Source organism: Pseudomonas palleroniana, from assembly GCF_022836895.1.
Taxonomy (GTDB): Bacteria; Pseudomonadota; Gammaproteobacteria; order Pseudomonadales; family Pseudomonadaceae; genus Aquipseudomonas; species Aquipseudomonas palleroniana.
The window spans coordinates 4,117,267-4,141,867 of sequence record NZ_CP092411.1 but is presented as its reverse complement, the minus strand read 5'-3'; the positions used below and the strand labels follow the sequence as shown (position 1 = coordinate 4,141,867).

Annotated in this window: 24 protein-coding genes; 11 read left to right on the top strand and 13 right to left on the bottom strand. The window is 60.4% G+C overall.

Annotated features, from left to right (window positions below; all coding sequences use genetic code 11):
- The 5 genes from MJP36_RS18735 to gloB all read right to left on the bottom strand — a co-directional run bounded on the left by MJP36_RS18735 (position 1) and on the right by gloB (position 7,437).
- Positions 1–1,074: a microcin C ABC transporter permease YejB gene (locus MJP36_RS18735; protein WP_060757143.1), complete on the bottom strand. Its 1,074-nt coding sequence runs from the start codon at positions 1,072–1,074 to the stop codon at positions 1–3.
- Positions 1,075–2,913, bottom strand: coding sequence for an extracellular solute-binding protein (locus tag MJP36_RS18730; protein ID WP_244383723.1), 1,839 nt, complete (start codon positions 2,911–2,913; stop codon positions 1,075–1,077).
- Positions 2,910–4,739, bottom strand: a complete 1,830-nt coding sequence (locus MJP36_RS18725; protein ID WP_161549480.1) for an extracellular solute-binding protein — start codon at positions 4,737–4,739, stop codon at positions 2,910–2,912. The genes MJP36_RS18730 and MJP36_RS18725 overlap by 4 nt, the downstream gene beginning before the upstream one ends.
- A gap of 425 nt (positions 4,740–5,164) precedes the next feature.
- Positions 5,165–6,571, bottom strand: a complete 1,407-nt coding sequence (locus tag MJP36_RS18720) for a transglycosylase SLT domain-containing protein (protein ID WP_060757140.1) — start codon at positions 6,569–6,571, stop codon at positions 5,165–5,167.
- A 98-nt stretch (positions 6,572–6,669) separates the two neighbouring features.
- Positions 6,670–7,437, bottom strand: a complete 768-nt coding sequence (gene gloB / locus MJP36_RS18715; protein WP_244383722.1) for a hydroxyacylglutathione hydrolase — start codon at positions 7,435–7,437, stop codon at positions 6,670–6,672.
- A 65-nt stretch (positions 7,438–7,502) separates the two neighbouring features.
- Here gloB and MJP36_RS18710 point away from each other — a divergent pair, with 65 nt between their 5' ends.
- Positions 7,503–8,261, top strand: coding sequence for a class I SAM-dependent methyltransferase (locus MJP36_RS18710; RefSeq protein ID WP_060757138.1), 759 nt, complete (start codon positions 7,503–7,505; stop codon positions 8,259–8,261).
- A gap of 32 nt (positions 8,262–8,293) precedes the next feature.
- Positions 8,294–8,746: a ribonuclease HI gene (gene rnhA / locus MJP36_RS18705; RefSeq protein WP_003173571.1), complete on the top strand. Its 453-nt coding sequence runs from the start codon at positions 8,294–8,296 to the stop codon at positions 8,744–8,746.
- 48 nt (positions 8,747–8,794) lie between these two features.
- On the opposite strand, the gene MJP36_RS18700 is transcribed toward rnhA, so the two are convergent.
- Complete coding sequence (locus tag MJP36_RS18700; RefSeq protein WP_244383721.1) at positions 8,795–9,058, bottom strand: DUF2388 domain-containing protein; 264 nt, start codon at positions 9,056–9,058, stop codon at positions 8,795–8,797.
- 202 nt (positions 9,059–9,260) lie between these two features.
- Here MJP36_RS18700 and dnaQ point away from each other — a divergent pair, with 202 nt between their 5' ends.
- The 3 genes from dnaQ (at position 9,261) to MJP36_RS18685 (ending at position 12,914) form a co-directional block, all read left to right on the top strand.
- The gene (gene dnaQ, locus MJP36_RS18695) at positions 9,261–10,001 is read left to right on the top strand and encodes a DNA polymerase III subunit epsilon (RefSeq protein ID WP_201026499.1); all 741 of its coding nucleotides are present in this window, start codon (positions 9,261–9,263) and stop codon (positions 9,999–10,001) included.
- Positions 10,002–10,068: 67 nt separating this feature from the next.
- Positions 10,069–12,324, top strand: coding sequence for an Orn/Lys/Arg family decarboxylase (locus tag MJP36_RS18690; RefSeq protein WP_244383720.1), 2,256 nt, complete (start codon positions 10,069–10,071; stop codon positions 12,322–12,324).
- 20 nt (positions 12,325–12,344) lie between these two features.
- Positions 12,345–12,914 (top strand): GNAT family N-acetyltransferase, encoded by a 570-nt coding sequence (locus MJP36_RS18685; protein ID WP_060757208.1) that lies wholly within the window; start codon positions 12,345–12,347, stop codon positions 12,912–12,914.
- Here the strand turns inward: MJP36_RS18685 and MJP36_RS18680 are convergent.
- Positions 12,911–13,804, bottom strand: coding sequence for a LysR substrate-binding domain-containing protein (locus MJP36_RS18680; RefSeq protein WP_090371523.1), 894 nt, complete (start codon positions 13,802–13,804; stop codon positions 12,911–12,913). The genes MJP36_RS18685 and MJP36_RS18680 overlap by 4 nt on opposite strands.
- Positions 13,805–13,950: 146 nt before the next feature.
- Between MJP36_RS18680 and gspG the strand changes: the two genes are divergently transcribed.
- Together gspG and MJP36_RS18670 are read left to right on the top strand one after the other, a co-directional pair.
- Complete coding sequence (gene gspG, locus MJP36_RS18675) at positions 13,951–14,400, top strand: type II secretion system major pseudopilin GspG (RefSeq protein WP_090371521.1); 450 nt, start codon at positions 13,951–13,953, stop codon at positions 14,398–14,400.
- A 103-nt stretch (positions 14,401–14,503) separates the two neighbouring features.
- The gene (locus tag MJP36_RS18670; protein ID WP_198761899.1) at positions 14,504–14,848 is read left to right on the top strand and encodes a hypothetical protein; all 345 of its coding nucleotides are present in this window, start codon (positions 14,504–14,506) and stop codon (positions 14,846–14,848) included.
- 60 nt (positions 14,849–14,908) lie between these two features.
- Here MJP36_RS18670 and MJP36_RS18665 read toward each other — a convergent pair whose 3' ends face one another.
- Positions 14,909–15,145, bottom strand: coding sequence for a hypothetical protein (locus tag MJP36_RS18665; protein WP_017136925.1), 237 nt, complete (start codon positions 15,143–15,145; stop codon positions 14,909–14,911).
- Between the two features lie 236 nt (positions 15,146–15,381).
- Between MJP36_RS18665 and MJP36_RS18660 the strand changes: the two genes are divergently transcribed.
- Entirely contained in the window at positions 15,382–15,939 is a 558-nt protein-coding gene (locus MJP36_RS18660) for an NADPH-dependent FMN reductase (RefSeq protein ID WP_161549485.1), read from the top strand.
- Positions 15,940–15,981: 42 nt separating this feature from the next.
- On the opposite strand, the gene MJP36_RS18655 is transcribed toward MJP36_RS18660, so the two are convergent.
- Positions 15,982–16,611 (bottom strand): FMN-dependent NADH-azoreductase, encoded by a 630-nt coding sequence (locus MJP36_RS18655; RefSeq protein WP_060757131.1) that lies wholly within the window; start codon positions 16,609–16,611, stop codon positions 15,982–15,984.
- A 94-nt stretch (positions 16,612–16,705) separates the two neighbouring features.
- Between MJP36_RS18655 and MJP36_RS18650 the strand changes: the two genes are divergently transcribed.
- Positions 16,706–17,560, top strand: coding sequence for a LysR family transcriptional regulator (locus tag MJP36_RS18650; protein WP_244383719.1), 855 nt, complete (start codon positions 16,706–16,708; stop codon positions 17,558–17,560).
- Between the two features lie 3 nt (positions 17,561–17,563).
- Here MJP36_RS18650 and poxB read toward each other — a convergent pair whose 3' ends face one another.
- Positions 17,564–19,288: a ubiquinone-dependent pyruvate dehydrogenase gene (gene poxB / locus MJP36_RS18645; protein ID WP_244383718.1), complete on the bottom strand. Its 1,725-nt coding sequence runs from the start codon at positions 19,286–19,288 to the stop codon at positions 17,564–17,566.
- A gap of 361 nt (positions 19,289–19,649) precedes the next feature.
- Between poxB and MJP36_RS18640 the strand changes: the two genes are divergently transcribed.
- A complete protein-coding gene (locus MJP36_RS18640) occupies positions 19,650–20,483 on the top strand; it encodes a hypothetical protein (protein ID WP_244383717.1) in 834 nt (277 codons plus the stop codon).
- 80 nt (positions 20,484–20,563) lie between these two features.
- Here the strand turns inward: MJP36_RS18640 and MJP36_RS18635 are convergent, their stop codons facing one another.
- Both MJP36_RS18635 and MJP36_RS18630 read right to left on the bottom strand, forming a co-directional pair.
- The gene (locus tag MJP36_RS18635) at positions 20,564–21,058 is read right to left on the bottom strand and encodes a DUF934 domain-containing protein (RefSeq protein WP_090371510.1); all 495 of its coding nucleotides are present in this window, start codon (positions 21,056–21,058) and stop codon (positions 20,564–20,566) included.
- Positions 21,042–22,700, bottom strand: a complete 1,659-nt coding sequence (locus MJP36_RS18630; protein ID WP_060757127.1) for a nitrite/sulfite reductase — start codon at positions 22,698–22,700, stop codon at positions 21,042–21,044. The genes MJP36_RS18635 and MJP36_RS18630 overlap by 17 nt, the downstream gene beginning before the upstream one ends.
- A 423-nt stretch (positions 22,701–23,123) precedes the next feature.
- On the opposite strand from MJP36_RS18630, the gene MJP36_RS18625 reads away from it, so the two are divergent.
- Positions 23,124–24,185: an ABC transporter substrate-binding protein gene (locus MJP36_RS18625; RefSeq protein WP_060757126.1), complete on the top strand. Its 1,062-nt coding sequence runs from the start codon at positions 23,124–23,126 to the stop codon at positions 24,183–24,185.
- Here MJP36_RS18625 and MJP36_RS18620 read toward each other — a convergent pair.
- Positions 24,182–24,400, bottom strand: coding sequence for a DUF2970 domain-containing protein (locus MJP36_RS18620; RefSeq protein ID WP_060757125.1), 219 nt, complete (start codon positions 24,398–24,400; stop codon positions 24,182–24,184). The two genes, MJP36_RS18625 and MJP36_RS18620, sit on opposite strands and share 4 nt — an antisense overlap.
- Positions 24,401–24,601: the final 201 nt, after the last annotated feature.

The following is a 24,601-nucleotide window of genomic DNA, read 5'->3' as shown; positions in this document are numbered from 1 at the left end:
TCAATGCTCCCGGCTGGCGAAGTCGATGCGTGGATCGACCAGGGTGTAGGTGAGGTCGCCGATCAACTTCACGATCAGCCCCAGCAGGGTGAAGATGAACAGCGTACCGAACACCACCGGGTAGTCGCGGTTGATCGCCGCTTCAAAGCTCATCAGGCCCAGGCCGTCGAGGGAAAAGATCACTTCGACCAGCAACGAGCCGGTGAAGAAAATCCCGATGAAGGCCGACGGGAAACCGGCGATGACCAACAGCATCGCGTTACGGAATACATGGCCGTAGAGCACACGATGGTGGGTCAGGCCTTTGGCCTTGGCGGTGATCACGTACTGCTTGTTGATCTCGTCGAGGAAGCTGTTTTTGGTCAGCAGCGTCATGGTCGCGAAGTTGCCGATCACCAGTGCGGTAATCGGCAGTGCCAGGTGCCAGAAGTAATCGAGGATTTTGCCGCCCCAACTCAACTCATCGAAGTTGTTCGAGGTGAGGCCGCGCAACGGGAACCAGTCGAAGTAACTGCCGCCGGCAAACACCACGATCAGCAGGATGGCGAAGAGGAACGCCGGGATCGCATAGCCGACGATGATCGCCGAACTGGTCCACACGTCGAAGTGGCTGCCGTGTCGCGTGGCCTTGGCGATGCCCAGCGGGATCGATACCAGGTACATGATCAGCGTGCTCCACAACCCGAGGGAAATGGACACCGGCATCTTCTCCTTGATCAGGTCGATGACCTTGGCATCGCGGAAGAAGCTGTCGCCGAAGTCCAGCCGCGCGTAGTTCTTGACCATGATCCACAAGCGTTCCGGCGCCGATTTGTCGAAGCCGTACATCTTCTCGATTTCCTTGATCAGCGCCGGGTCCAGCCCCTGGGCACCCCGATAACTGGAGCCGGCCACCGAGACTTCGGCACCGCCGCCGGCAATACGGCTGGTGGCGCCTTCAAAGCCTTCGAGCTTGGCGATCATCTGCTCCACCGGGCCGCCGGGTGCGGCCTGGATGATGATGAAGTTGATCAGCAATATGCCGAACAGCGTGGGGATGATCAGCAGCAGGCGGCGAACAATATAGGCCAGCATTCAATTGCCTCCGCTCGCCGGGTCGGCGCTTTGAGTCGTGTCCAGGGAAACCGCCGGCTTGACGTTGGGTTTGGCCCACCAGGTGATGGTGCCGACGTCATAGCGTGGCGGTACCTTGGGGTGGCCCAGGTGGTCCCAGTAGGCGACGCGGAACGTCTTGATGTGCCAGTTGGGAATGACGTAGTAGCCGAACTGCAGCACGCGGTCCAACGCCTTGGCATGAGCGACCAGGCTTTGGCGCGAGTCGGCGTTGATCAACTCTTCGACCAATTGGTCGACCGCCGGGTCCTTGAGGCCCATGTAGTTGCGGCTGCCGGGTTTGTCGGCGCTGGGGGAACTCCAGAACTCACGCTGCTCGTTGCCGGGCGATGTGGATTGGGGGAAGCTGCCCACCAGCATGTCGAAGTCGCGCGAGCGCAGGCGGTTGATGTACTGCGACACGTCGACCCGGCGAATCACCAGGTCGATGCCCAAATCGGCGAGGTTGCGCTTGAAGGGTAGCAGGATGCGTTCGAATTCGGTCTGGGCCAGCAGGAACTCGATGGTCACCGGTTTGCCGGTGGTGTCGACCATTTTGTCGTTGACGATCTTCCAGCCGGCCTGCTGCAGCAACTGGTAAGCCTCGCGTTGCTGGGCGCGAATCATGCCGCTGCCGTCGGTCTTGGCCGGTTCGAAGGCTTGGGTGAAGACCTCGGCCGGGATCTTGTCGCGCAGCGGTTCGAGAATTGCCAACTCTTCCGGGCCGGGTAGGCCGGTGGCGGCCATTTCCGAGTTTTCAAAGTAGCTGCGGCTGCGGGTATAGGCGCCGTTGAACAGTTGCTTATTGCTCCATTCAAAGTCCAGCAACAGGCTGATCGCCTTGCGCACACGTACATCCTGGAACATGGGCTTGCGGGTATTGAACACAAAACCCTGCATGCCGGTGGGGTTGCCGTTGGGGATCTCTTCCTTGATCAATCGGCCTTGAGCGACCGCCGGAATGTTGTAGGCGTTGGCCCAGTTCTTGGCGCTGATCTCCAGCCAGTAATCGAACTGCCCGGCCTTCAGCGCTTCCAGGGCGACGGTGTTATCGCGGTAATAGTCGGTGATGCGGCTGTCGAAGTTGTAGAAACCCTGGGTGACCGGCAGGTCCTTGGCCCAGTAGTCCTTGACCCGCTCATAGCGAATCATGCGTCCGGCCTTGACCTCGGCGACCTTGTACGGCCCGCTGCCCAGAGGGATTTCCAGGTTGCCCTTGGAAAAGTCGCGGGTCGCCCACCAATGCTTGGGCAGTACCGGCAATTGCCCGAGGATCAGCGGTAACTCGCGATTGTTGGTGCGCTTGAACTTGAACAGCACGCGCAACGGGTCTTCAGCCACCACTTCATCAACGTCGGCGTAGTAGGTGCGGTATATCGGTGAACCGTCCTTGAGCAGTGTCTGGAAGGTGAACACCACATCGTCGGCGCGGATCGGCTGCCCATCATGAAAGCGCGCTTCGGGGCGCAGGTAGAAGCGTACCCAACTGTTATCCGGGGCCTTTTCGATCTTGCCGGCGACCAGGCCGTATTCGGTGACGGGTTCGTCCAGGCTTTGCATGGCCAGGGTGTCATAGACCAGGCCGATGTTATCGGCGGGCACACCTTTGCTGATGTAGGGGTTGAGGCTGTCGAAGCCGCCCATGGCCGACTCGCGGAAAGTACCGCCCTTGGGCGCATTGGGGTTTACGTAGTCGAAGTGCTTGAAGTCGGCGGGGTACTTCGGCGGCTCGTTGTAGAGCGTCAACGCATGTTGCGGCGCGGCTTGGGCCGCGGTACACAGCAAGAGGCTGCCAAGCAGTGCCGTACGCAAAGACATCATTGGGCTTTCTCCGAAGCTTTGAGCCACCACGCGCTCAGGCCCAGGCTGTAGGGCGGCGTGGTGACAAAGGCGAACCGGTTGCGGTAGGCCAGTCGATGATAGTTGAGGTACCAGTTGGGAATGCTGTAGTGCTGCCACAGCAGCACCCGGTCCAGCGCCCGGCCGGCGGCCAGTTGCTCCTCGCGGGTTTGCGCGGCGAGCAGTTGTTCCAGCAAGTGATCGACCACGGGGTTGGCGATGCCTGCATAGTTCTTGCTGCCCTTGATCGCGGCCTGGCTGGAGTGGAAGTACTGCCACTGCTCAAGACCCGGGCTCAAGGTCTGGTTGAGGGTCATCAGGATCATGTCGAAGTCGAACTGATCCAGGCGTTGCTTGTATTGCGCCCGGTCAACGGTGCGCAGGCGGGCGTCGACGCCGATGCTGATCAGGTTCTCGACATAGGGCTGCAGGATGCGCTCCAGGTTCGGGTTGACCAGCAGGATCTCCAGGCGCAGCGGCTGCCCCTGGCTGTCGAGCAAGCGTTGCCCCGACAGCTTCCACCCGGCGTCTGCGAGTAATGCCAAGGCACGACGCATGGTGTCGCGGGGGATGCCACGCCCATCGGTCTGCGGCAGGCTGAACGGCTGGGTGAACAGTGGCGCCGGCAACTGCTCGCGGTAGGGGGAGAGCATCAGCCATTCATGCCCCACCGGCACGCCGGTCGCCGAAAACTCGCTGTTGGGGTAGTAACTGACGCTGCGTTTGTAAGCACTGCTGAACAGCGAGCGGTTGGTCCATTCAAAGTCGAACATCAGCCCCAGGGCTTCGCGCACTTTGGCTTGGCCGAAGGTCGGCCGCCTTGTGTTCATGAACAACCCCTGGCTTTGGGTCGGGATCTGGTGGGCGATCTGCGCCTTGATCACGTCGCCTCGGTTGACCGCCGGAAAGTTGTAGCCCGTGGCCCAGTTCTTGGCCTGGTGCTCGATATAGATGTCGAACTCGCCGGCCTTGAAGGCTTCGAACGCGACGTCACTGTCACGGTAGAACTCCACTTCGACCTTGTCGTAGTTGTAGAAACCCTGGTTGACCGGCAGGTCCTTGCCCCAGTAGTCCTTGACCCGCTCGAACACCAATTGCCGCCCCGGCGTGACCTTGGTGATGCGGTACGGCCCGCTGCCCAGTGGCGGCTCGAAGGTGGTGGCCTTGAAGTCGCGGTTTTTCCAGTAATGCTGGGGCAGCACGGGCAACTCGCCCAGGCGCAGGATCAGCAGTGGGTTGCCGGCGCGCTTGAAGACAAAGCGGATACGATGACGATTGAGAATGTCGACCCGCGCCACTTCCTGCAGGTTGGTGCGGTATTGCGGGTGACCTTCGGTCAGCAGCGTACGGTAGGAAAACGCCACGTCATACGCTGTGATCGGCTTGCCATCGTGAAAGCGGGCTTCGGGGCGCAGATTGAACACCACCCAACTGCGGTCCTCGCTGTACTCCACCGATTGCGCGATCAGGCCGTAGCTGGACGTGGGCTCATCCCCGGACGGCGCGTACTGGCCGGTGCCGACCATCAGCGGTTCGTTCAGCTCGTTGACGCCGTATTGCAGGAAATTGGGAGTGGAAACCGGGCTGGTGCCCTTGAAGGTGTAGGGGTTGAGCGTGTCGAACGTGCCAAATGCCATCACCCGCAACGTACCGCCTTTGGGCGCTGCAGGGTTTACCCAATCGAAGTGGGTGAATTTGGCCGGGTACTTGAGCGTGCCGAACTGCGCGTAACCGTGGCTCTCGGTAATCGTCGCGTTCGCAGCAAAGCTCAAGGCCAGACTTATTAGTAGAAGGAGGGGACGCTTCAAGGCAGAGATCCGATCCAGGCGGCTTGGGCTTTATGATCGGTACAGTAACAGCTTGTTCCCGCTGGAAAAAGCTGGTTTATGTAGTGAGCGGGCTTGCCCCGCGCTGGGCGGCGCAGCCGCCCTGAACCAGGCCCCTCGGTCTTCCTGACCCACCACGGCGTCCATGTTGGGGACACCTCATCTGTAGTGAGCGGGCTTGCCCCGCGCTGGGTGGCGCAGCCACCCTAAACCAGGCCCCTCGGTCTTCCTGACACACAACGGCGTCCATGTTGGGGACACCTCATCTGTAGTGAGCGGGCTTGCCCCGCGCTGGGTGGCGAAGCCGCCCTAAACCAGGCCCCTCGGTCTTTCTGACACACCACGGCGTCTTTGTTAGGGCGGCTGCGCCGCCCAGCGCGGGGCAAGCCCGCTCACTACAGAAACGGCTATCGTGGGCCGGAAACGACGAGCATCTGCCCTGGCTTCAATGCCTGGCCGGTGCGCGGGTTCCAACGCTTGAGGTGTTGCATCTCAACGTTGAAGCGCTTGGCAACGATGTACAACGAGTCGCCTTTCTTGACCTTGTATTGCACCGGCTTCTTGCTGCTGGCCACGACTTTGCGCGTGTCCTGCATCACCAGGGTCTGGCCGACCTTGAGTGCCTGGCCGTTGAGCTTGTTCCAGCGTTGCAGGTCATGCACGTCGACCTTGTTCGCCTTGGCGATCAGGGTGAGGTTGTCGCCAGTGCGCACCTTGTAGCTGCGGGTACGTCCGGCAACGGCTTTTGTCTCGACTTCGTCGAACACGGCCTTTTTCGGGCGCATGGCCAACAATTCCTCCGGTCGCATCGTCGAAAGGGTGCTGGTCAGCAGATGCGCCTTGGAACTGGGCACCAGCAGATGCTGGGGGCCGTCCAGGGTGGTGCGTTGTTTCAGGGCCGGATTGAGCTGGAACAGTTCGTCTTCGTCGATTTCAGCCAGTGCCGCGACCCGTGACAGGTCCATGCTCTGTTTGACTTCAACCACTTCGAAGTACGGCTGGTTGGCGATCGGGCTCAGGTTGACACCGTATGCCTCCGGTGCCAGTACCACTTGGGACAGCGCCAGGAACTTGGGCACATAGTCCTTGGTTTCCTGGGGCAGGGGCAGGTTCCAGTAGTCGGTGGGCAGGCCGAGTTTCTCGTTACGCTCGATGGCCCGGCTGACCGTGCCTTCGCCGGCGTTATACGCCGCCAGGGCCAGCAACCAGTCGCCATTGAACATGTCATGCAGGCGCGTCAGGTAGTCCAGTGCGGCGGTCGTGGAAGCGGTGATGTCACGGCGGCCGTCGTAGGCGCGGGTCTGGCGCAGGTTGAAGTAGCGCCCGGTGGAGGGAATGAACTGCCACAAACCGACCGCATCGCTACGCGAATAGGCCATTGGGTTGTAGGCACTTTCAATCACCGGCAGCAGCGCCAGCTCCAGGGGCATGTTGCGTTCTTCAAGGCGCTCGACGATGTAGTGAATGTAGAGGCTGCCGCGTTCTCCGGCGTTCTCCAGAAAAGACGGGTTACTGGCGAACCACAAGCGCTGTTGCTCGATGCGTGGGTTGACGCCCAGGCCTTCCTGCAATTGAAAGCCCCGTCGCATGCGTTCCCAGACATCCTGGGGCACTTCGGGGCTGGGCTTCTCTGAGAGCCAGATAGGTTTTTGCTTGATCTTGGCGGCAAGATTGGGTTTGGGTTGCACGGTGGATTGTGCAGCGAAATTTGTCGATTGGCAGCCCGCCAGAGTCGCGGACACAGCCACCGCCACGGCTTGAGCCAGGCGGGTCAATGCGTCTGAAGAAATGGATTTACGAATAGATGACGACATTGGCTGGAAGTAAGTTCCGGGCAAAAATGTCGGGCGATTCTAGAAAGCGCTTCGGTTCCGGTCAACCATTCAGAAATTGCGTATCAGATTGCTTCCCGTTAGAACTTATCTTTCCACGCCCTCAAGCTAGCAAACACCTCGGCCCCAGAGCGGTTGTCGCGACCGTTCCGTTCGTCCGCTTTTTGTTTAACGGATGTTTCAGCGGTGCGCAGGAAAGGGTTGGTGCGTTTTTCCAGGGCTAGGTTCGACGGCAGTGTCATCTCGCCACGGGCTCGCAACTGGTTGACGTCAGCCACCCGTTCGGCAATATCGGCGTTATCCGGCTCCACGGCCTGGGCGAATTTAAGGTTGCTTTGCGTGTACTCGTGAGTGCAATACACCAACGTGTCGGCGGGCAGGGCGACGAGGCGTTGCAGCGAGGCGTGCATTTGCTCTGGAGTGCCTTCGAACAGGCGCCCACAGCCGGCGGCGAACAGCGTGTCGCCACAGAACAGCACGCCCTGGTGGTAATAGGCTATATGGCCCAGGGTGTGGCCGGGCACCGTATAGACGTCGAAGTCCCAGCCCAGGACCGTGACACGGTCGTTATCCTGCAGGGCAATGTCGCGTGCCGGGATCTTCTCACTGGCCGGGCCGTAGACCTTGGCGTCGGTAGCACTTTTCAAGGGCTCCACACCGCCGACATGATCATGGTGGTGGTGGGTGATCAGGATATCGCTGAGCTGCCAGCCGGGGTTGGCCTGGAGCCAGGCGAGCACCGGCCCGGCATCGCCAGGGTCGACGACGGCGCAGCGCTGGGTGCTTGGGTCTTGTAACAACCAGATGTAGTTGTCGGTGAAGGCGGGTAGCGCACTGATCTGTATCATTCTTCGATTCGCCAAGCTGAACACATTGGTGCATCTTAGAACGTCTAGGCGAGTTGGAGAATGCAATGACTGATAAAGCGTTCGCCCAGGCCGATCCTGAGTGGCTGGCCCTGATCAGCGCGGCCCGCGAGTGGCTGTCCGGGCCGATAGGGCAATTTCTGCTGGACGAAGAACGGCGCATGCTCGAAGACGAGCTGGGGCGCTTCTTCGGCGGTTACCTGGTGCATTACGGCCCCTCGGCGCAGACGCCGCCGTCGGCCCCGCAGGTGCAGCGCAATGTGCGCCTGGGTGCGCCGTTGCCCGGTGTGGAAATCGTCTGCGAGGAACAAGCCTGGCCACTGAGCGAGCACGCCGCCGATGTGGTGGTGTTGCAACATGGCCTGGATTTTTGCCTGTCTCCCCACGGTTTGCTCCGTGAAGCCGCCAGCAGCGTACGCCCCGGTGGCCATCTGCTTATTATCGGCATCAACCCCTGGAGCAGTTGGGGAATGCGCCATCTGTTCGCCCATGACGGCCTGCGCCAGGCGCGCTGCATCGCGCCGTCGCGGGTGGGAGACTGGCTGAACCTGCTGGGCTTCGCGCTGGAGAAACGCCGCTTCGGGTGCTATCGTCCGCCGCTTGCATCGACCAAGTGGCAGGCACGCCTGGCCGGCTGGGAGCGCCGGGCCGGGGCCTGGCAGCTGTCGGGTGGTGGCTTCTATTTGTTGGTGGCGCGCAAGATTGTGGTCGGGCTTCGGCCGGTGCGCCAGGTGCTACGCCAGCCCGTGGGCAAGCTGGTGCCGATGCCGATGGCCAAGGTCAACCGCAAGCAGAGTGAACCGTAAAACCCTTTTTTTGATTTCAGGCCGAGTGACCGATGACCGATAGCGTAGAACTCTTCACCGACGGCGCCTGCAAGGGCAACCCTGGCCCGGGCGGCTGGGGTGCCCTGCTGGTGTGCAAGGGCGTGGAGAAGGAACTGTGGGGCGGCGAAGCCAACACCACCAACAACCGCATGGAGCTGATGGGCGCCATTCGTGGCCTGGAAGAGCTCAAGCGACGCTGCAACGTGCTGCTGGTGACTGACTCGCAGTACGTGATGAAGGGCATCAATGAGTGGATGGTCAACTGGAAAAAACGGGGTTGGAAGACTGCCGCCAAGGAACCGGTCAAGAATGCCGACCTGTGGCAATTGCTCGATGAACAATGCAATCGCCACGACATTACCTGGAAATGGGTACGCGGGCACATCGGCCATCCCGGTAACGAGCGGGCAGACCAGTTGGCTAACCGTGGCGTGGACGAAGTGCGGGGTTACAAGCAGAGCTGATGTTCAGAGTGCGGCGATGGCCTGTGCCAGCTGCATGTCGGTAAAGGTTTACCCTGGCAGGCGTTCGCGAATGTGTACCAGCGCCGCCTCCAGGCGCACACCACGGATCTGGCCATCCGTGGCAACAAAAGATTCGGCGTCGTCCCGTGCCGCTTGAACGATCTTGTCATCCTTGAATGACGAACTGGTGCCCCGAGTGGCACTCATGGACAGGCTGACCAGCGCGTCGGTGGTCATGACGAAGCTGGTGGCGTGTGCCGTGCAGGTGCTGCCCAACAGCAACAGGGTGCACAGTAGTTTTGGCGGGTTCATGGTGGTTGTGGGACCTGTATCAACTAGGGCGTGCAGGCTAACAAGGGCGCCTTGGGCAAAACTGCTGCAGCTTTGCTAAGGATTGTAAAAAACTGTCGAGCCTTGAGCGCCTTGGCCCGGTCTTGGGTTGCCCGGGCCATGGCGTGCTAAGATTGCGCGCCTTGAAATACACCACACCGCTGAGAGTTGAACCCTGATGGCCATCCGATCCGTAGTACTCGATACCGAAACCACCGGCATGCCGGTGACCGATGGTCACCGGATCATCGAGATCGGCTGCGTCGAGTTGATGGGCCGTCGCCTCACCGGCCGTCATTTCCATGTCTACCTGCAACCGGATCGGGACAGTGACGAGGGCGCTATCGCCGTTCACGGCATCACCGATGAATTCCTCAAAGGCAAGCCGCGCTTTGCCGAAGTGGCCGATGAGTTCTTCGAGTTCATCAACGGCGCTCAGCTGATCATCCATAACGCGGCGTTCGACGTTGGCTTCATCAACAACGAATTCGCCCTGATGGGGCAGATGGACCGGGCGGATATTTCCCAGCACTGCTCGATCCTCGACACCCTGATGATGGCGCGTGAACGCCACCCGGGCCAGCGCAACAGCCTCGATGCATTGTGCAAACGCTACGGTGTCGACAACTCCGGCCGTGAATTGCATGGCGCCTTGCTCGACTCCGAGATTCTCGCCGACGTCTACCTGACCATGACCGGTGGCCAGACCAGCCTGTCCCTGGCTGGTAATGCATCCGACGGCAGCGGCTCGGCGGAAGGCTCGGGCAATCGCCCATCGGAAATTCGCCGGCTGCCGGCTGATCGTAAAGCGACCGCCATTATCCGTGCCAGCGAGCAGGACCTGGCCGAGCATGCGGCGCGATTGGAAGCGATTGCCAAGGCGGCGGGTGCACCGGCGTTGTGGTCGCAATTGGCGGAGCAATAATCTTCATTCGCCACATTCTCTTCCAGCTTCTACCCTGAGTGCATAGCCCTCAGGACCACAAGCCGTCATGTACAAAGACTTGAAGTTTCCCGTTCTGATCGTGCATCGCGACATCAAGGCCGACACCGTTGCCGGTGACCGGGTTCGAGGCATCGCCAGGGAATTGGAACAAGAGGGCTTCAGTATCTTTTCTGCCGTGGACTATGCCGAGGGGCGGCTGGTGGCATCGACCCATCACGGCTTGGCCTGCATGCTGATTGCCGCTGAAGGTGCCGGGGAAAATACCCATCTGCTGCAAAACATGGTCGAACTGATTCGCCTGGCACGGGTGAGGGCGCCCAACCTGCCGATCTTCGCGCTGGGCGAGCAAGTCACTCTGGAAAACGCCCCGGCGGACGCCATGAGTGAACTCAATCAACTGCGCGGCATTCTTTATCTGTTCGAAGACACGGTGCCGTTTCTCGCCCGGCAGGTGGCTCGCGCTGCGCGGACCTACCTGGACGGCCTGTTGCCACCGTTCTTCAAGGCCCTGGTCCAGCACACCGCCGATTCCAATTACTCTTGGCACACCCCCGGCCACGGGGGCGGCGTGGCCTATCGCAAAAGCCCGGTGGGGCAGGCGTTCCATCAGTTTTTCGGTGAGAACACGCTGCGTTCGGATTTGTCCGTTTCAGTACCGGAACTCGGTTCGCTGCTGGATCACACCGGGCCGCTGGCCGAAGCCGAAGCCCGCGCCGCACGCAACTTTGGCGCTGACCACACCTTCTTCGTCATCAATGGCACGTCCACCGCCAACAAGATCGTGTGGCACTCCATGGTCGGCCGTAACGACCTGGTGCTGGTGGATCGCAACTGCCACAAGTCGGTACTGCACTCGATCATCATGACCGGGGCTATCCCGCTGTACCTGTGCCCGGAGCGCAATGAGCTGGGCATCATCGGCCCGATTCCCCTGAGCGAATTCAGCCCCGAGGCCATCCGCGCCAAGATCGACGCCAGCCCCCTGATCCGTGGCCGGCCGGCGAAGGTGAAGATGGCGGTGGTGACCAATTCGACCTACGACGGCTTGTGCTACAACGCCGAGCTGATCAAGCAACAACTGGGCAGCAGTGTCGAGGTGCTGCACTTCGATGAGGCCTGGTACGCTTACGCGGCCTTTCACGAGTTTTTTGCCGGGCGCTACGGCATGGGCACTTCACGCACACCGGACAGCCCCCTGGTGTTCACCACCCACTCGACGCACAAGTTGCTGGCCGCCTTCAGCCAGGCGTCGATGATCCATGTTCAGGATGGTGGCGCCCGCCAACTGGATCGTGACCGCTTCAACGAAGCCTTCATGATGCATATCTCCACTTCGCCGCAATACAGCATCATCGCCTCGCTGGACGTCGCCTCGGCAATGATGGAAGGGCCGGCCGGGCGCTCGCTGTTGCAGGAAATGTTCGACGAAGCCCTGAGCTTTCGTCGTGCGTTGGCCAACCTGCGCCAGCATCTGGCCGCTGACGATTGGTGGTTCTCGATCTGGCAACCGCCGTCGGTGGCGGGCATCGACCGGGTTGTCACGACGGACTGGCTGTTGCATCCCGGCGACGACTGGCATGGTTTTGGCGACGTGGCCGAGGATTATGTGCTGCTGGACCCGATCAAAGTGACGCTGGTGATGCCTGGCCTCAACGCCGGAGGAGCCTTGAGCGACCGGGGTATCCCGGCGGCGGTGGTCAGCAAGTTCCTCTGGGAGCGCGGGCTGGTGGTGGAGAAGACCGGCCTGTATTCATTCCTCGTGTTGTTCTCCATGGGCATTACCAAAGGTAAATGGAGTACCTTGCTCACCGAATTGTTGGAGTTCAAGCGTAGCTACGATGCCAATGTCAGCCTGGCCAGTTGTTTGCCATCGGTGTATGCCCAGGGGCCGTCGCGCTATCAGGGTCTGGGGCTGCGTGACCTCTGTGATCAATTGCACAGTTGTTACCGCAGCAATGCCACCGCCAGGCACCTCAAGCGCATGTACACGGTGTTGCCGGAAATCGCGATGAAACCGGCCGACGCCTACGACCAACTGGTGAGAGGTGAGGTGGAAGCCGTTTCCATCGATGCCTTGCCTGGGCGCATCGCAGCGGTGATGCTGGTGCCTTATCCGCCGGGCATTCCGTTGATCATGCCCGGCGAGCGTTTTACCGAGGCAACGCGGTCGATCATTGATTACCTGGCATTCGCCCGCACGTTCGACAGCGGCTTCCCCGGGTTTGTCGCCGATGTTCATGGGCTGCAGCACGAAGATGACGGTCATGGTCGTTGTTACACCGTCGATTGCATCAAGGATTAAGGATGGTTATGCACGCAGTGATGAACGTGAAGTATCCGGGGCTCAGTGTCCGCGTGGCCGACGAGGGCTTCGATGCCTATGTGTGGGGCAATGACTTCAGCTTTGAGGTCAGCGGCTACGGCCAGCCGCAGATGGGCAAGCGGGTTGACGAATGGCCTGTGGAGCGGATCCTGCCGTACCGCAAGTGCTATGGCATAGACCCGGAAGAGTTCGCCAGTTTCCGTAACGCCGCCGACAGCGCAGTCTTCATGGCTTACCTCGATGATCGGGCGGTAGGGCATATTGTGGTGAGCACCAACTGGAATGGCTTTGCCCATGTTGATGAGTTGGCGGTGGTCCTGTCTGCGCGTCGCCATGGTGTGGCCAAGGCGCTGCTGGACGTGGCGCAGTTCTGGAGCCGCAAGAAAAACCTGCCGGGCATGATGCTGGAAACCCAGAACAACAACCTCGGGGCCTGCCGCTTGTATGAGCGGTGTGGCTATGTGATGGGGGGCGTCGACCACCTGCGCTATCGGGGCATTGATCCGCAAACCCGCGAAGTGGCGATCTTCTGGTACCGCTTGTTCAAGACGGAAACCGCAGCGTCCTAGCCCGCCAACAGGCCTTCTGCCTTCTGCGTGACAATCTCCAGCAACGCATTCAGGGCAGGGGCAGTCACGCTGTCCTTCAGGGTCAGCGCATACAGGCTGACCTGGATCGGCGGTGACAGCGGGCACGCGTCCAACCCTGCTTCCCGTGCGCCGAATGCGGTAAACGGGTCGACAATCGCCAAGCCTTCCCCGGCCTCCACCATGCTGCGCATCATCTGGTAGGTCTGTACGCGCGTCTGCACCACCGGCAACGGGCGCAGGGCTCGCAGCTTGGCGTCCAGCAGGCGGCTGAGCGGGTCCTGGCCTTCGAGACCGATCATCGACTGCCCCGCCAAGTCCTGCAAGGCAATGTACTTCTGCCTGGGTTTCAGCCAGCCATGGGGAGCGAGCAGTTGCAATTTGCCTTGGGCCAATACGGTGCTTTGAATTTGTGGATGTTCCGGGTCATGCAGGCTCAGGCCCACATCGGCCTCGTGCAACAACAGGCTCCTGACAATTTCCCGGGTCGGCAGGCTCGACAGGTTGCACGGCGTGTCCTGGAAGCGTCGACGTAGCATGGCGATGCTTTGCGGCAGCAACTGGTTGGCCAGGGGCGGGGTGCACAGGGCGCGCAGGGTCGGCGCGTGATGGTGTTTCAACCGGCTGGCCAGGCGTTGCACCGGCTCCAGGGCCTCGTAGAGGTGGGCGATTTCGGCCTGCAGTTCCAGGGTCTCGCGCGTGGCTTGCAAGCGCCCACGCACACTGGCAAACAGCATGAAACCTAATTGCTGCTCGGCGTCTTTGAGCACGGCGTCTACATCGCCCACGGGGAGTTGCAACCATTCGGCGGCAGTGCCGAGGTGTCCGGTTTGCAAGATGGCCTGAATCACTTCGATATGACGTAAACGCATCGCCGGAGTCTAGGGTGCGCGCGACGGTGTTTCAATGGCCGGGGCAAAAGAGCGCATGCTGCGAGGGCATATCGGGTAATCATGCGTGCAACTGCAACGAGCAGGCCCTATAAAGAGCGTATTGATTTTATCAAGGAGGCGTACCCATGCGCGGACTGACCACAGTGGCGGGACCGTTGCACACCCAACGCGGTTATACGCGTTGGGCGGCATTGACGGTGGTGCTGGTCATCGGCCTGTTGGCCGTGGCCTTGGGGCCGCGGTTGTTTGGTGATGTGACCCTGGTCGAGATCGCCAGCGCCAAAGCCCAGGTGAGCCGGCTCGGTGAGGCCGTCGAACGCTTTCATCAAGATACCGGTCGCTATCCTGGCGATGACGAGGGGCTTGAAGCGCTCATCCGGCAGCCCGCCGGAGAGGCCAACTGGAAGGGCCCTTATGTCGACGAGGCGTTGCTGACGGATCCTTGGGGTATTGCCTACCAGTATCACTATCCGTCGAGCCAGCCCAATACTCCCTTCGATCTGTTCTCCTTCGGCAAGGACCGCACGCTGGGCGGCGTCGGGGATAACAAGGATATTACCTACGGCGACCTCTGATAGATCTGGCATAACCTGGCGACCTGATTAGAATGGTGCATCTGATCATCAACGACCAATGCCGATGACTCGGCACTTAAAACAACAACAGGTCTGGTCTCAAATGCCTCTACCCACGAACATCTTCGGGGTAACGGCCAAGCAACTCCTGGTGCTGGCAACCCTGGGGTGTGCGGCTGCTTATCTCTTGAACAATCAAGAAGAACATTCACCTGAAACCCTGGCGCTCGAAGCGTTTATCCGTTCCCAGGAACAGGTGAGCGAGCGCGTCGGCGCCGTGCTGGAAATGGCGTTGGTCAGGCAGGTTGTGGCTTACCCCACCAACACTACATCGGGGTACAAGCGTTCGATGTTTGTCGTCGAGGGCGAGAGAGGGCAGTTGATGGTGACGCTCAAGCAAATGGACGGCGAGCCAGGGGTCGAGGTTACAGAGATGCGTAACCGGTGATCCGCCAGCCCAGTCAGTGGCAGCCAGGGCCAGGACTGAGCAGGTCGACCAGGCGAGATCTTATGAGGCGAGGGTGGTTTGCGATTCGCGCACGATGATCGTGCCCGACTGGATCAATTTGAATTCATCACCTTCCAGTTTTTCTACGCGGTCGCCAATGGCCAACTTGTAGGTGGTGGTAGGCGTCGAGCCAGCCTGGCTGTCCTGCGCCGGGTTGGATTCCTGGAACTCATGCACCGAATACACACGTCCTTCCGCGTCTCTGGCATGGAACTGTCCGACAAGTACTGCAGCCATCTGTTTAGAACCTCTGGAGATAAACACTCGATTTCGGTTCTGTAGACCGTCATGAAGCGGGGTAGTTTACCTATAAGAAAAAAATACTATTCGTTGAAGTTTTAAGACACTTCCTACGCGCCTCCTGCGCATTGCGCGCTGCGGAAAACCTCTCGAGGATTATCACAACCTGCTGGTGATCACGCCCCGAAGGCTCTATAACTACACACTCCTTAGTCAGACGTCGGGAAAAATCAATGAGCAAGGTCTACACGGTTGCCGTCCTGGTGGGCAGCTTGAGAAAAGCCTCGATCAACCGCAAGGTCGCCCTGGCATTGGCTGAGCTGGCCCCTGCGAACCTCAAGTTGAACATTGTCGAAATTGGCGATTTGCCGCTCTATAACGAGGATATTGACGGTGCTACACCGCCGGCAGCCTACAGTACTTTCCGTCAGCAGGTCAGTTCATCCGACGCGGTGTTGTTCGTGACCCCGGAATACAACCGTTCCGTGCCCGCGCCGTTGAAGAATGCCATCGACGTCGGTTCCCGCCCTTACGGGCAAAGCGCCTGGAGTGGCAAGCCCGGGGCGATCATCAGCGTTTCGCCGGGTGCCATTGGTGGGTTTGGCGCCAACCATCATCTGCGTCAGTCCCTGGTGTTCCTCGACGTGCCCTGCATGCAGCAGCCGGAAGCCTACCTGGGTGGCGCGGGCAGCGTGTTTGACGAGGCGGGCAAACTCTCGGACAAGACCCGGCCGTTTCTGCAGGCGTTTATCGATGCCTTCGGCAAGTGGGTTGCCAAACAGAACGGCTGATGCCCTCGAACCCGGCCGACAAGGCCGGGTTTTACTGAGGGTTCAGGCCAGTTGATCGGCCAGCAGCAGCGCCAGTGCGGTACTTTTCAGGCGCGATGCCCGATCGACTTCCGGCCCCAGGATCGTCTTCTCCACATACAGTGAATGCACGTTCGTCACTCCAATAAAGCCGAGCCAGGCGTCCATGTACGGGCGCTGGAAATCCATGGCCTGGGCGCCCGGTGCGGAAAAATCCATGCCGCGCGCATACACATTGACGGCGGTCTTGTCCTGCAGCAAGCCTCGCAGGCCGTGCTCGGGGCTGAACTCGAACAGCACGTCCTTCTGTGACACCACGTCGATAAAGTGCTTGAGCTTGTAGGGCACGGCGAAATTCCACAGTGGCACCGAAAACACCAGCACGTCAGCCTGATGCAGATAGGCGGCCAGGGATTTCAGCGCAGCCCAGGCGCCGGCCTGTTCCTCGGTCAAGGGCGTGCCGCTGAGACCGGCGTACTTGGCGTCCATGATCGCGCCATTGAACTCCGGAAGCTCCAGGGCCCATAGATCCAGGGTGATCACTTCTGTATCCGGAGCATTGTGCTGATAGCGGGCGATAAATTGGCGGGCGACATCCAGGGACGCGGAGCGCTGTTTACGTGGAGAACATTCGATGTGCAGGAGCGTGGTCATGATGGGCCTCGGGGCAGTTGACCCAGGCATTGCAACATAGTGATGATTGAAATATAAATCGTGTTTTCAGTGCTCATTAATCATTAATTAAAATATGTTCGACATCCTGCTACTCAAAACCTTCGTCGCTGTGGTGGATGAAGGTGGCTTCAGTCGCGCCGCGGCCCGCTTGCATCTCACGCAGTCGGCGGTGAGTGGTCATCTGCGGCGCCTGGAAGAGCAGGTCGGCAAGTCTCTGCTGATCCGCACCACGCGCGCCCAGCAACTGACGCCGGACGGCGCGCGGCTGATCGCTTATGCACGGGGTATTTTGGCGCTGAACCGGGATGCCTGGGCCGAGCTGACGCGCTCGGCCTGGGAAGGCAACCTGCGCCTGGGTGTTTCCGAGGAGTTCGCCGAAGCACGACTGCTGCGCGAATTGCAGGCCGCCGCCGCCGAGTACCCGGGCATGCAGATCAGCGTGCAAGTGGGCATTCCCGGTACGTTATTGGCCCTGATGAAGCAGGGCGAGCTCGACGTGGTGGTGGGATCGTTGTGCGAGTCCGGCGAGCCAGGCCTGGCCTTGTGGCAGGAGCCGCTGGTATGGGCCTGGTGCGCGCAGCCGCGTGCGGTGTTGCCGACGCCCCTGCCACTGGCGCTGTTTCCCGAGCCCTGTCCGTATCGAGAGGCGGCCCTGACCCGCCTGGCGCAGGCCAACATCACGCAGCGCACCGCGGTCCTGTGTACCAGCTATGCCGGGTTGCACGCCGCGGCGCTGGCCGGTTTTGCCATCGCGCCCATGGTTCGCAGCCAGGTCGGCGCGGGCTTGACGGTACTCGGTGCCGAGCACGGTTTACCCGCGCTGCCCGATGCGCAGTTTCGCCTGTTCAGTGCGCCGGATGCGGACCCACGCCTGGTTGAGGTGATCACCCAGGTGGTGGTCCGCTATGGCGCCGCTCCACGCAACTGAAGGTCAGCGCAACCAGTTGGTGCGCGCCAGCTCAATCACTTCATCACCACGCCCGCTCATGACCGCCTTGAGCATGTACAGGCTGAAGCCCTTGGCCTGTTCCAGCTTGATACTCGGAGGCATCACCAGCTCCTGGGTAGCGGTGACAACATCTACCAGCACCGGGCCGTCATGGGCCAGGGCGCGGCGTAGTGCCGGTTCCAGGTCTTCGGATTGCTCCACGCGGATCCCCAGGATCCCCATGGCGTTGGACATGGCCGCGAAGTCCGGATTTTTCAGCCCGGTACCGGTATCGAGGTAGCCCGCCGCTTTCATTTCCATAGCGACAAAACCGAGGGACGCGTTGTTGAACACAATGACTTTCACCGGCAGTTGCAGTTGTGCCAGTGAGATGAAGTCCCCCATCAGCATGGTGAACCCGCCGTCGCCGGACATCGAAATCACCTGGCGCCCAGGAAACGCCGCTTGGGCACCGATGGCCTGGGGCATGGCATTGGCCATGGAGCCGTGATTGAACGAGCCGATCAGGCGGCGCTTGCCATTCATTTTCAGGTAGCGGGCGGCCCAGACGGTCGGCGAGCCCACATCGGCGGTGAAGATTGCATCATCGTCCGCCAGTTCACTGAGCAAGCGTGCGACATATTGCGGGTGAATCGGGCGGTTGGCTTTTGACGGCTGCGCCAGGTCATCCAGCCCCTGGCGGGCTTTCTCGTAATGCTTCAACGAGGTGTCGAGAAAGCTGCGATCGGTCTTGCGGGTCAGGCGGGGCAGCAGTGCATCGATGGTTTCACCGACATCGGCGGCGATGCCCAGGTCCAGGGCGACACGACGTCCCAGGGCCTGGGCATTGCGGTCGACCTGAATGATGGTCGCGTCGGTCGGGTAGAACTGACGGTAGGGAAAGTCGGTGCCGAGCATGACCAGCGTGTCGCAGTTGAGCATGGCGTGGTAGCCCGAGCTGAAGCCGATCAAGCCGGTCATGCCCACGTCGAAGGGGTTATCCCATTCCACATGCTCCTTGCCGCGCAGGGCATGCACCACCGGCGCACCCAGGGCGTCGGCCAGCGCAACGACCTGGTCGTGGGCACCGGCACAGCCGCTGCCGCACAGCAGGGTCACTTTCTGGCTGCCCTGGAGCAGGTCGGTGAGGCGCTGCAGGTCCTGTTCGGCCGGTAGCGTGCGCGGCGCATGCAGGGCTGGCCAGGGCTTGAGCCGGTCTTCGACTTCCAGCAGCGACACATCCCCCGGAATCACCACCACGGCCACGCCCCGGTTGAGAATTGCCGAGCGCATGGCACGGTGCAGCACCTCGGGCATCTGCGCGGGGTTGCTCACCAGTTCGATGAAATGGCTGCACTCCTTGAACAGTTCCTGGGGATGGGTTTCCTGAAAGTAATTGAGGCCGATCTCCGAAGAGGGGATTTGCGCAGCGATAGCCAGTACCGGCACGTGATTACGATGGCAGTCGAACAGGCCATTGATCAGATGCAGGTTACCCGGCCCGCAACTGCCGGCGCATACCGTCAGCTCGCCGGTGACGGCGGCCTCGGCGCCGGCGGCGAACGCCGCGACCTCTTCGTGGCGTACATGCATCCATTCGATGCTGTCCATGCTGCGCAGAGCGTCAGTCAGGCCGTTGAGGCTGTCCCCAGTCAGGCCCCAGATACGCTTGATGCCCGCTTGCTCGAGTGTGGTCGCCAATTGCCGGGCCAGGTTGATTTTCGCCATGAAGCACTCCAATCGTCAGTGAGATGAAAAGCGTCTGATCAGAAGAGGACAGTTCAACCAGGGCGTATGTTCAGCTCGTTGTATGAAGCTTGTGTCATCTGCCCCACAAAAAATCAGGCATTCAGTGACATAACGTGTGGCCTTGGAACTCTGTTTTTGTCAGTGGCCACTGAGGAGATGAAGCGGCAGGGAGCCCTCTCCTAAACATGTCAGAGGTCTAGCTATGCGGTTATCCAGTCAGTCTGCTATTTCGTCACCGGTTCCAATGGTTCACCCGCAAACAACAGGCACTTCTGCCCCGGCGTTGCCTGACGTGCGGGTTCCAAGTGTTTCGAATGTAACGCGGGATTCAACTCGCAATATGGAGCGCTCTACTCAATACCCTATGGCGAGCGAGGAAGAGATCCATACCCGAAACAGGCGTGCTTTGAAGCGGTTCAAGCGACCCAAGCCGCCTGTGGAGGCAGGCTCGGGTAAGCCACCTGTGTCATCTAAACCCCCCAAGCCGATTGTGTCTGCGTTGCCACCTGTGCCGCCGGTGCGCCCCAAGCCGATAACCAAGCTGAAAGGTACGCAGGCCTCTCTGGGGGACTCCCAGAAAATTGTCGGGTTGAACAAAAACAACGCGTTCCCACCACTCCCCAAGCAACTTGCCGCCAGCGCGCGCAGCGCCTTCGTGAATGCGGCGGTAGGCGGTCTGATCAATATCCCATTCACGGTGGGGGAGCATTTTGCGTCTAAAACCATTATTGCCAGGATTGAAGCGCAAGCCAAAATGCCAGGCGCCGAACAGGTCAACGCAAGCGGCGTCAAGACGACCGTAGACCCAGGCGCTACGGAACAGCAAAAAATTGAGGCGCGCCTGGAGAACAATGAAATAAAACTGGAGTTGATGGTCAATTCAATCCTGTCCATCAACGAAGGTCCAGACGCCCCGGCAGTGGGCAAAGGCCCTGACGCGCCCACCGACACGGGCGGGCGTTTGGCCAATCTGGAAAAAACCATGGATGTTGTTGAGGCGCAGATGAAAGACATCGGGAAAAGATACGGGCTTATTTATGAGCCGTATGTCGCGCCCACTTCATCCGAAACACCGACTGAGCAGTCTCGCCTGGAGGTCATCGAGCAGCGGTTGATCCATATGAACCGAATGCTCAAGCGGCTAACCAAGAATGCGGAAGCGGATGCTGAATAGCGCTTGGGTTAAAGCAAGAAAAGCCAGGTGAAAAAAATGGGCACTCCGACGGGGTCGGGTGCCCATTTTTTCATTCAGGCTTAACGTCGACGAAACAGCGGCAGCGGTTCATCGGTTGCAGCCTGGTAAGTCACCGAGAAATCCTTGAGGCTTTCCAGCGCTTCGTACGGGTCTTTGTCGGCGCGCAAGGCGAAGGCATCGAACCCGCAACGGTGCAGGTAGAACAGTTGGTCGCGCAGTACATCGCCAATCGCACGCAGTTCGCCTTTGTAACCGTAACGGTCACGCAGCAGACGGGCGTTGGAGTAGTTACGACCGTCGGTGAAGGCCGGGAAGTTCAGGGCGATGACCTGGAAGTGCTCCACGTCCTCGCCGATCTCCTCGGCTTCTTCATCGGCGTCCAGCCACACGCCCAGGCCGCCGTCGCGGGCCTTGAGAGCGTGGCCGTGTTCGCGCCACAGGGCCAACGGCACGATCAGGTCGTCGCAGTTGGAGATGCCGTCGAAGCTCGCGTCCTTGGGCAGCAGGTGCCAGGTTTCGTCGACGACTTGGTTGTTCTTAATGATTCGCTGCATAGACGCGCTCCTTGAACAGGTCGATGCCGATGCGCTGGTAGGTGTCGATGAAACGCTCATCTTCGGTACGCTGTTCGATGTACACATCGATCAGTTTGCCGATCACCTCGGGCATGGCTTCCTGGGCGAAGGACGGGCCGAGGATCTTGCCCAGGCTCGCATCACGGCTGGCGCTGCCGCCCAGGGACACTTGATAGAATTCTTCGCCTTTCTTGTCCACGCCCAGGATGCCGATGTGACCGACGTGGTGGTGACCACAGGCGTTCATGCAGCCGGAGATGTTCAGGTCCAGCTCGCCGATGTCGAACAGGTAGTCCAGGTCGTCGAAACGGCGTTGGATCGATTCGGCAATCGGGATCGACTTGGCGTTGGCCAGGGAGCAGAAATCGCCACCGGGGCAGCAGATGATGTCGGTCAGCAGGCCGATATTCGGCGTGGCGAAGCCGCTTTCGCGCAGCTCGCCCCATAGCGTGAACAGTTGGCTCTGCTCAACGTCGGCGAGAATGATGTTCTGCTCGTGGGAGGTGCGCAGTTGGCCGAAACTGTAGCGGTCGGCCAGGTCGGCGACGGCGTCCAGTTGCTTGTCGGTGATATCACCCGGCGCAACGCCGGTCGGTTTCAGCGACAGGGTCACCGCCACATAGCCCGGCTGCTTGTGCGCCAGGGTGTTGCGGGCACGCCAGCGGGCGAAGCCAGGGTGTTGCTGGTCGAGGGCGGCGAATTCGGCGTCCTGGTTGGCCAGGGCCTTATATTCAGGGTCAACGAAGTGCTTGGCCACGCGGTGGACTTCGGCTTCGGTCAGGGTGGTCTGGCCGCCGCGCAGGTGTTCCATTTCGGCGTCGACTTTCTGGGCAAATACCTCAGGGGTCAGCGCCTTGACCAGGATCTTGATCCGGGCCTTGTATTTGTTGTCACGACGGCCGTAGCGGTTGTAGACCCGCAGAATGGCGTCGAGGTAGCTCAACAGGTCCTGCCACGGCAGGAACTCGTTGATGAATGCGCCGACCACCGGGGTCCGGCCCAGGCCGCCACCGACCAGCACACGGAAGCCCAGCTCGCCGGCTGCGTTGTACACCGGCTCCAGGCCGATGTCGTGCACTTCGATCGCTGCGCGGTCCGAGGTCGAGCCATTGATGGCGATCTTGAACTTGCGCGGCAGGTAGGCGAATTCGGGGTGGAAGGTGGTCCACTGGCGGACGATTTCACACCAGGGGCGCGGGTCGATCAGTTCGTCGGCCGCTACACCGGCAAATTGGTCGGTGGTGACGTTGCGCAGGCAGTTACCGCTGGTCTGAATGGCGTGCATCTGCACGGTGGCCAGTTCAGCCAGGATGTCCGGCACATCTTCCAGCGCCGGCCAGTTGAACTGTACGTTCTGGCGCGTACTGATGTGGGCATAGCCCTTGTCGTAGTCGCGGGCAATCTTGGCCATCATGCGCACCTGGCGCGAAGTCAGCTGGCCATAGGGCACGGCCACCCGCAGCATCGGCGCAAAGCGCTGAACATAAAGGCCATTTTGCAGGCGCAGAGGGCGGAACTCTTCTTCGCTCAGTTCACCTGCCAGATAGCGTCGGGTCTGATCACGGAACTGCTTGACGCGGTCCTCGATGATGCGCTGATCGTATTCGTCGTATACGTACATATAGGTCCTGTTCTCGGCAAATCTGCGCGCACGGCCGCGCACTCCCAACGGAGCCGGCGCACGATACCAGTTTGCGTTTATGCGCAAAAGTGATGTTTGAGTATATGTAAATAACCAAATTGACTAATGAGAACGGTTATCGCGATACCCACATTTGTCATGCGGGCAATCATGAACTTTACTGTGGTCGAGTCTTAGTGCAGTCACCTATAAAACCGACAAGAGGCGATGCGATGAGCAATTCTACAAAGGCCCGTAAACCTGACAGTACCGTTGATGCCTGGGCGATTTTGTTTTTGATCGTTCTGGTGGTGGGCACCGCAGTATTCTGGGTGAGCCACCAGTAAAAAGGCTGCCGCTGAGCCTCGATTGACTGTCGCAATGCCACTATCATGGCGGTCAATGTTCAAGGCTCGGACAACCATGTTGAAGGTTCTGATTACGTGTGTGTGGTTGCTGGGGGCGGCGTACGGGACGATGGCCCAGGCCGCGTCGGTGGTGTTTCTCAATCCCGGCCTGTCGACGGAAACCTTCTGGGTCAGTTATGCGCAATTCATGCAGGCCGCGGCCAAGGACCTCGGCCTGGATTTGCGCGTGCGTTATTCCGAGCGCGACACTCGCAACACCCTGGCCCAGGCCCGGGAAGCGCTGCAAGGGGCTGAGCGCCCCGACTACCTGGTGCTGGTCAACGAACAGTACGTCGCCCCGCAGATTCTGCGCATGGCCCAAGGCAGTGGGGTCAAGTTATTGCTCGTGAATAACGCGCTGACGGCTGATCAGGCGCAAATGCTCGGCAGCGGCGTCAATTGGCTCGGCAGTATGGTGTCCAACGACGAGCAGGCCGGTTACCTGATGCTCAACGACCTGCTGCGTGCTCACGGCCCGGCGGCGCCTGGCGAGACCATAGAGCTGTTGGCATTCTCCGGCGTCAAGACCACCCCGGCGGCCTTGCTGCGTGAGCAGGGCCTGCGTCGCGCTCTGGCCGAACACCCGCAGGTGCGCCTGCGCCAGCTGGTCTATGGCGAGTGGAACCGCCAGCGCGCCTATGAGCAGGCCACGCTGCTATTCAAGCGCTACCCGCAGACGACGCTGGTGTGGTCGGCCAATGACGAGATGGCGCTGGGCGCGATGCAGGCCCTGCAAGACAGCGGCCGCGTACCCGGTAAGGACGTGCTGTTCAGTGCGCTCAACAGCTCGCCGGAGGTCTTGAACGCGCGCCTGGACGGGCGGCTGACAACCTTGGTGGCCGGGCATTTTACCCTGGGCGGTTGGGCGATGGTGTTGATCAATGATGATGCCAAGGGCGTCGACATCAATGCCCATGGCGGGCGCGACCGCCAGGAAGCGCTATTCCAACTGATCGATACTGCCCAGGCCCGACGTTTGCTCGAGCCTATGGCAAAGGTGGATTTCCGTGCACTGTCCGCCGTCGACAAGCCGGCTTCCTACCGTTACCCCTTCAGCCTGCAACTGCTGTTGCGCTAGACGCCGGCCAGGTGCAGCACGAGCTTGACGATACCGAACAAGGTCAAGGCAAACACCACGGTAAACAGAATGCCCAGCGCTACAAAGTGGCTGGGCTTGCCGTGGGTAAAGTCCCGGGCGCGGTTCTTGCCGCTCTGTACGCCGAAGGCGGCAGCCACGACGCTGTGAAGCATCTGCCAGAAGGTAGGAGGCTTGTTGTTGACTGGATCGTCCATACATCCCTCGACACAAGGTGTGTGAGAGATAGCATAGCCGCTGGCGGGTTGTAGTGAGCGGGCTTGCCCTAATGCCAGTCAGTCAAGCGATAGAACGGACGATGAATAACTTGTGGGAGGGGGCTTGCTCCCGATGAGGGTGTGTCAGTCAGCAATTTATCGACTGACTCACCCTCATCGGGAGCAAGCCCCCTCCCACAG

Excerpts from the sequence above, each read along its gene's own strand:
- MJP36_RS18640 (WP_244383717.1), top strand. The coding sequence starts at position 19,650 with ATGGAGCGCTCTACTCAATACCCTATGGCGAGCGAGGAAGAGATCCAT.
- MJP36_RS18655 (WP_060757131.1), bottom strand. The coding sequence starts at position 16,611 with ATGACCACGCTCCTGCACATCGAATGTTCTCCACGTAAACAGCGCTCC.
- MJP36_RS18700 (WP_244383721.1), bottom strand. The coding sequence starts at position 9,058 with ATGAACCCGCCAAAACTACTGTGCACCCTGTTGCTGTTGGGCAGCACC.
- MJP36_RS18685 (WP_060757208.1), top strand. The coding sequence starts at position 12,345 with ATGAACGTGAAGTATCCGGGGCTCAGTGTCCGCGTGGCCGACGAGGGC.
- MJP36_RS18735 (WP_060757143.1), bottom strand. The coding sequence starts at position 1,074 with ATGCTGGCCTATATTGTTCGCCGCCTGCTGCTGATCATCCCCACGCTG.
- MJP36_RS18660 (WP_161549485.1), top strand. The coding sequence starts at position 15,382 with ATGAGCAAGGTCTACACGGTTGCCGTCCTGGTGGGCAGCTTGAGAAAA.
- rnhA (WP_003173571.1), top strand. The coding sequence starts at position 8,294 with ATGACCGATAGCGTAGAACTCTTCACCGACGGCGCCTGCAAGGGCAAC.
- MJP36_RS18670 (WP_198761899.1), top strand. The coding sequence starts at position 14,504 with ATGCCTCTACCCACGAACATCTTCGGGGTAACGGCCAAGCAACTCCTG.
- MJP36_RS18665 (WP_017136925.1), bottom strand. The coding sequence starts at position 15,145 with ATGGCTGCAGTACTTGTCGGACAGTTCCATGCCAGAGACGCGGAAGGA.
- gloB (WP_244383722.1), bottom strand. The coding sequence starts at position 7,437 with ATGATACAGATCAGTGCGCTACCCGCCTTCACCGACAACTACATCTGG.
- MJP36_RS18625 (WP_060757126.1), top strand. The coding sequence starts at position 23,124 with ATGTTGAAGGTTCTGATTACGTGTGTGTGGTTGCTGGGGGCGGCGTAC.
- MJP36_RS18680 (WP_090371523.1), bottom strand. The coding sequence starts at position 13,804 with ATGCGTTTACGTCATATCGAAGTGATTCAGGCCATCTTGCAAACCGGA.
- MJP36_RS18720 (WP_060757140.1), bottom strand. The coding sequence starts at position 6,571 with ATGTCGTCATCTATTCGTAAATCCATTTCTTCAGACGCATTGACCCGC.
- MJP36_RS18650 (WP_244383719.1), top strand. The coding sequence starts at position 16,706 with ATGTTCGACATCCTGCTACTCAAAACCTTCGTCGCTGTGGTGGATGAA.
- gspG (WP_090371521.1), top strand. The coding sequence starts at position 13,951 with ATGCGCGGACTGACCACAGTGGCGGGACCGTTGCACACCCAACGCGGT.
- poxB (WP_244383718.1), bottom strand. The coding sequence starts at position 19,288 with ATGGCGAAAATCAACCTGGCCCGGCAATTGGCGACCACACTCGAGCAA.
- MJP36_RS18630 (WP_060757127.1), bottom strand. The coding sequence starts at position 22,700 with ATGTACGTATACGACGAATACGATCAGCGCATCATCGAGGACCGCGTC.
- MJP36_RS18710 (WP_060757138.1), top strand. The coding sequence starts at position 7,503 with ATGACTGATAAAGCGTTCGCCCAGGCCGATCCTGAGTGGCTGGCCCTG.
- MJP36_RS18635 (WP_090371510.1), bottom strand. The coding sequence starts at position 21,058 with ATGCAGCGAATCATTAAGAACAACCAAGTCGTCGACGAAACCTGGCAC.
- MJP36_RS18620 (WP_060757125.1), bottom strand. The coding sequence starts at position 24,400 with ATGGACGATCCAGTCAACAACAAGCCTCCTACCTTCTGGCAGATGCTT.
- MJP36_RS18690 (WP_244383720.1), top strand. The coding sequence starts at position 10,069 with ATGTACAAAGACTTGAAGTTTCCCGTTCTGATCGTGCATCGCGACATC.
- MJP36_RS18730 (WP_244383723.1), bottom strand. The coding sequence starts at position 2,913 with ATGATGTCTTTGCGTACGGCACTGCTTGGCAGCCTCTTGCTGTGTACC.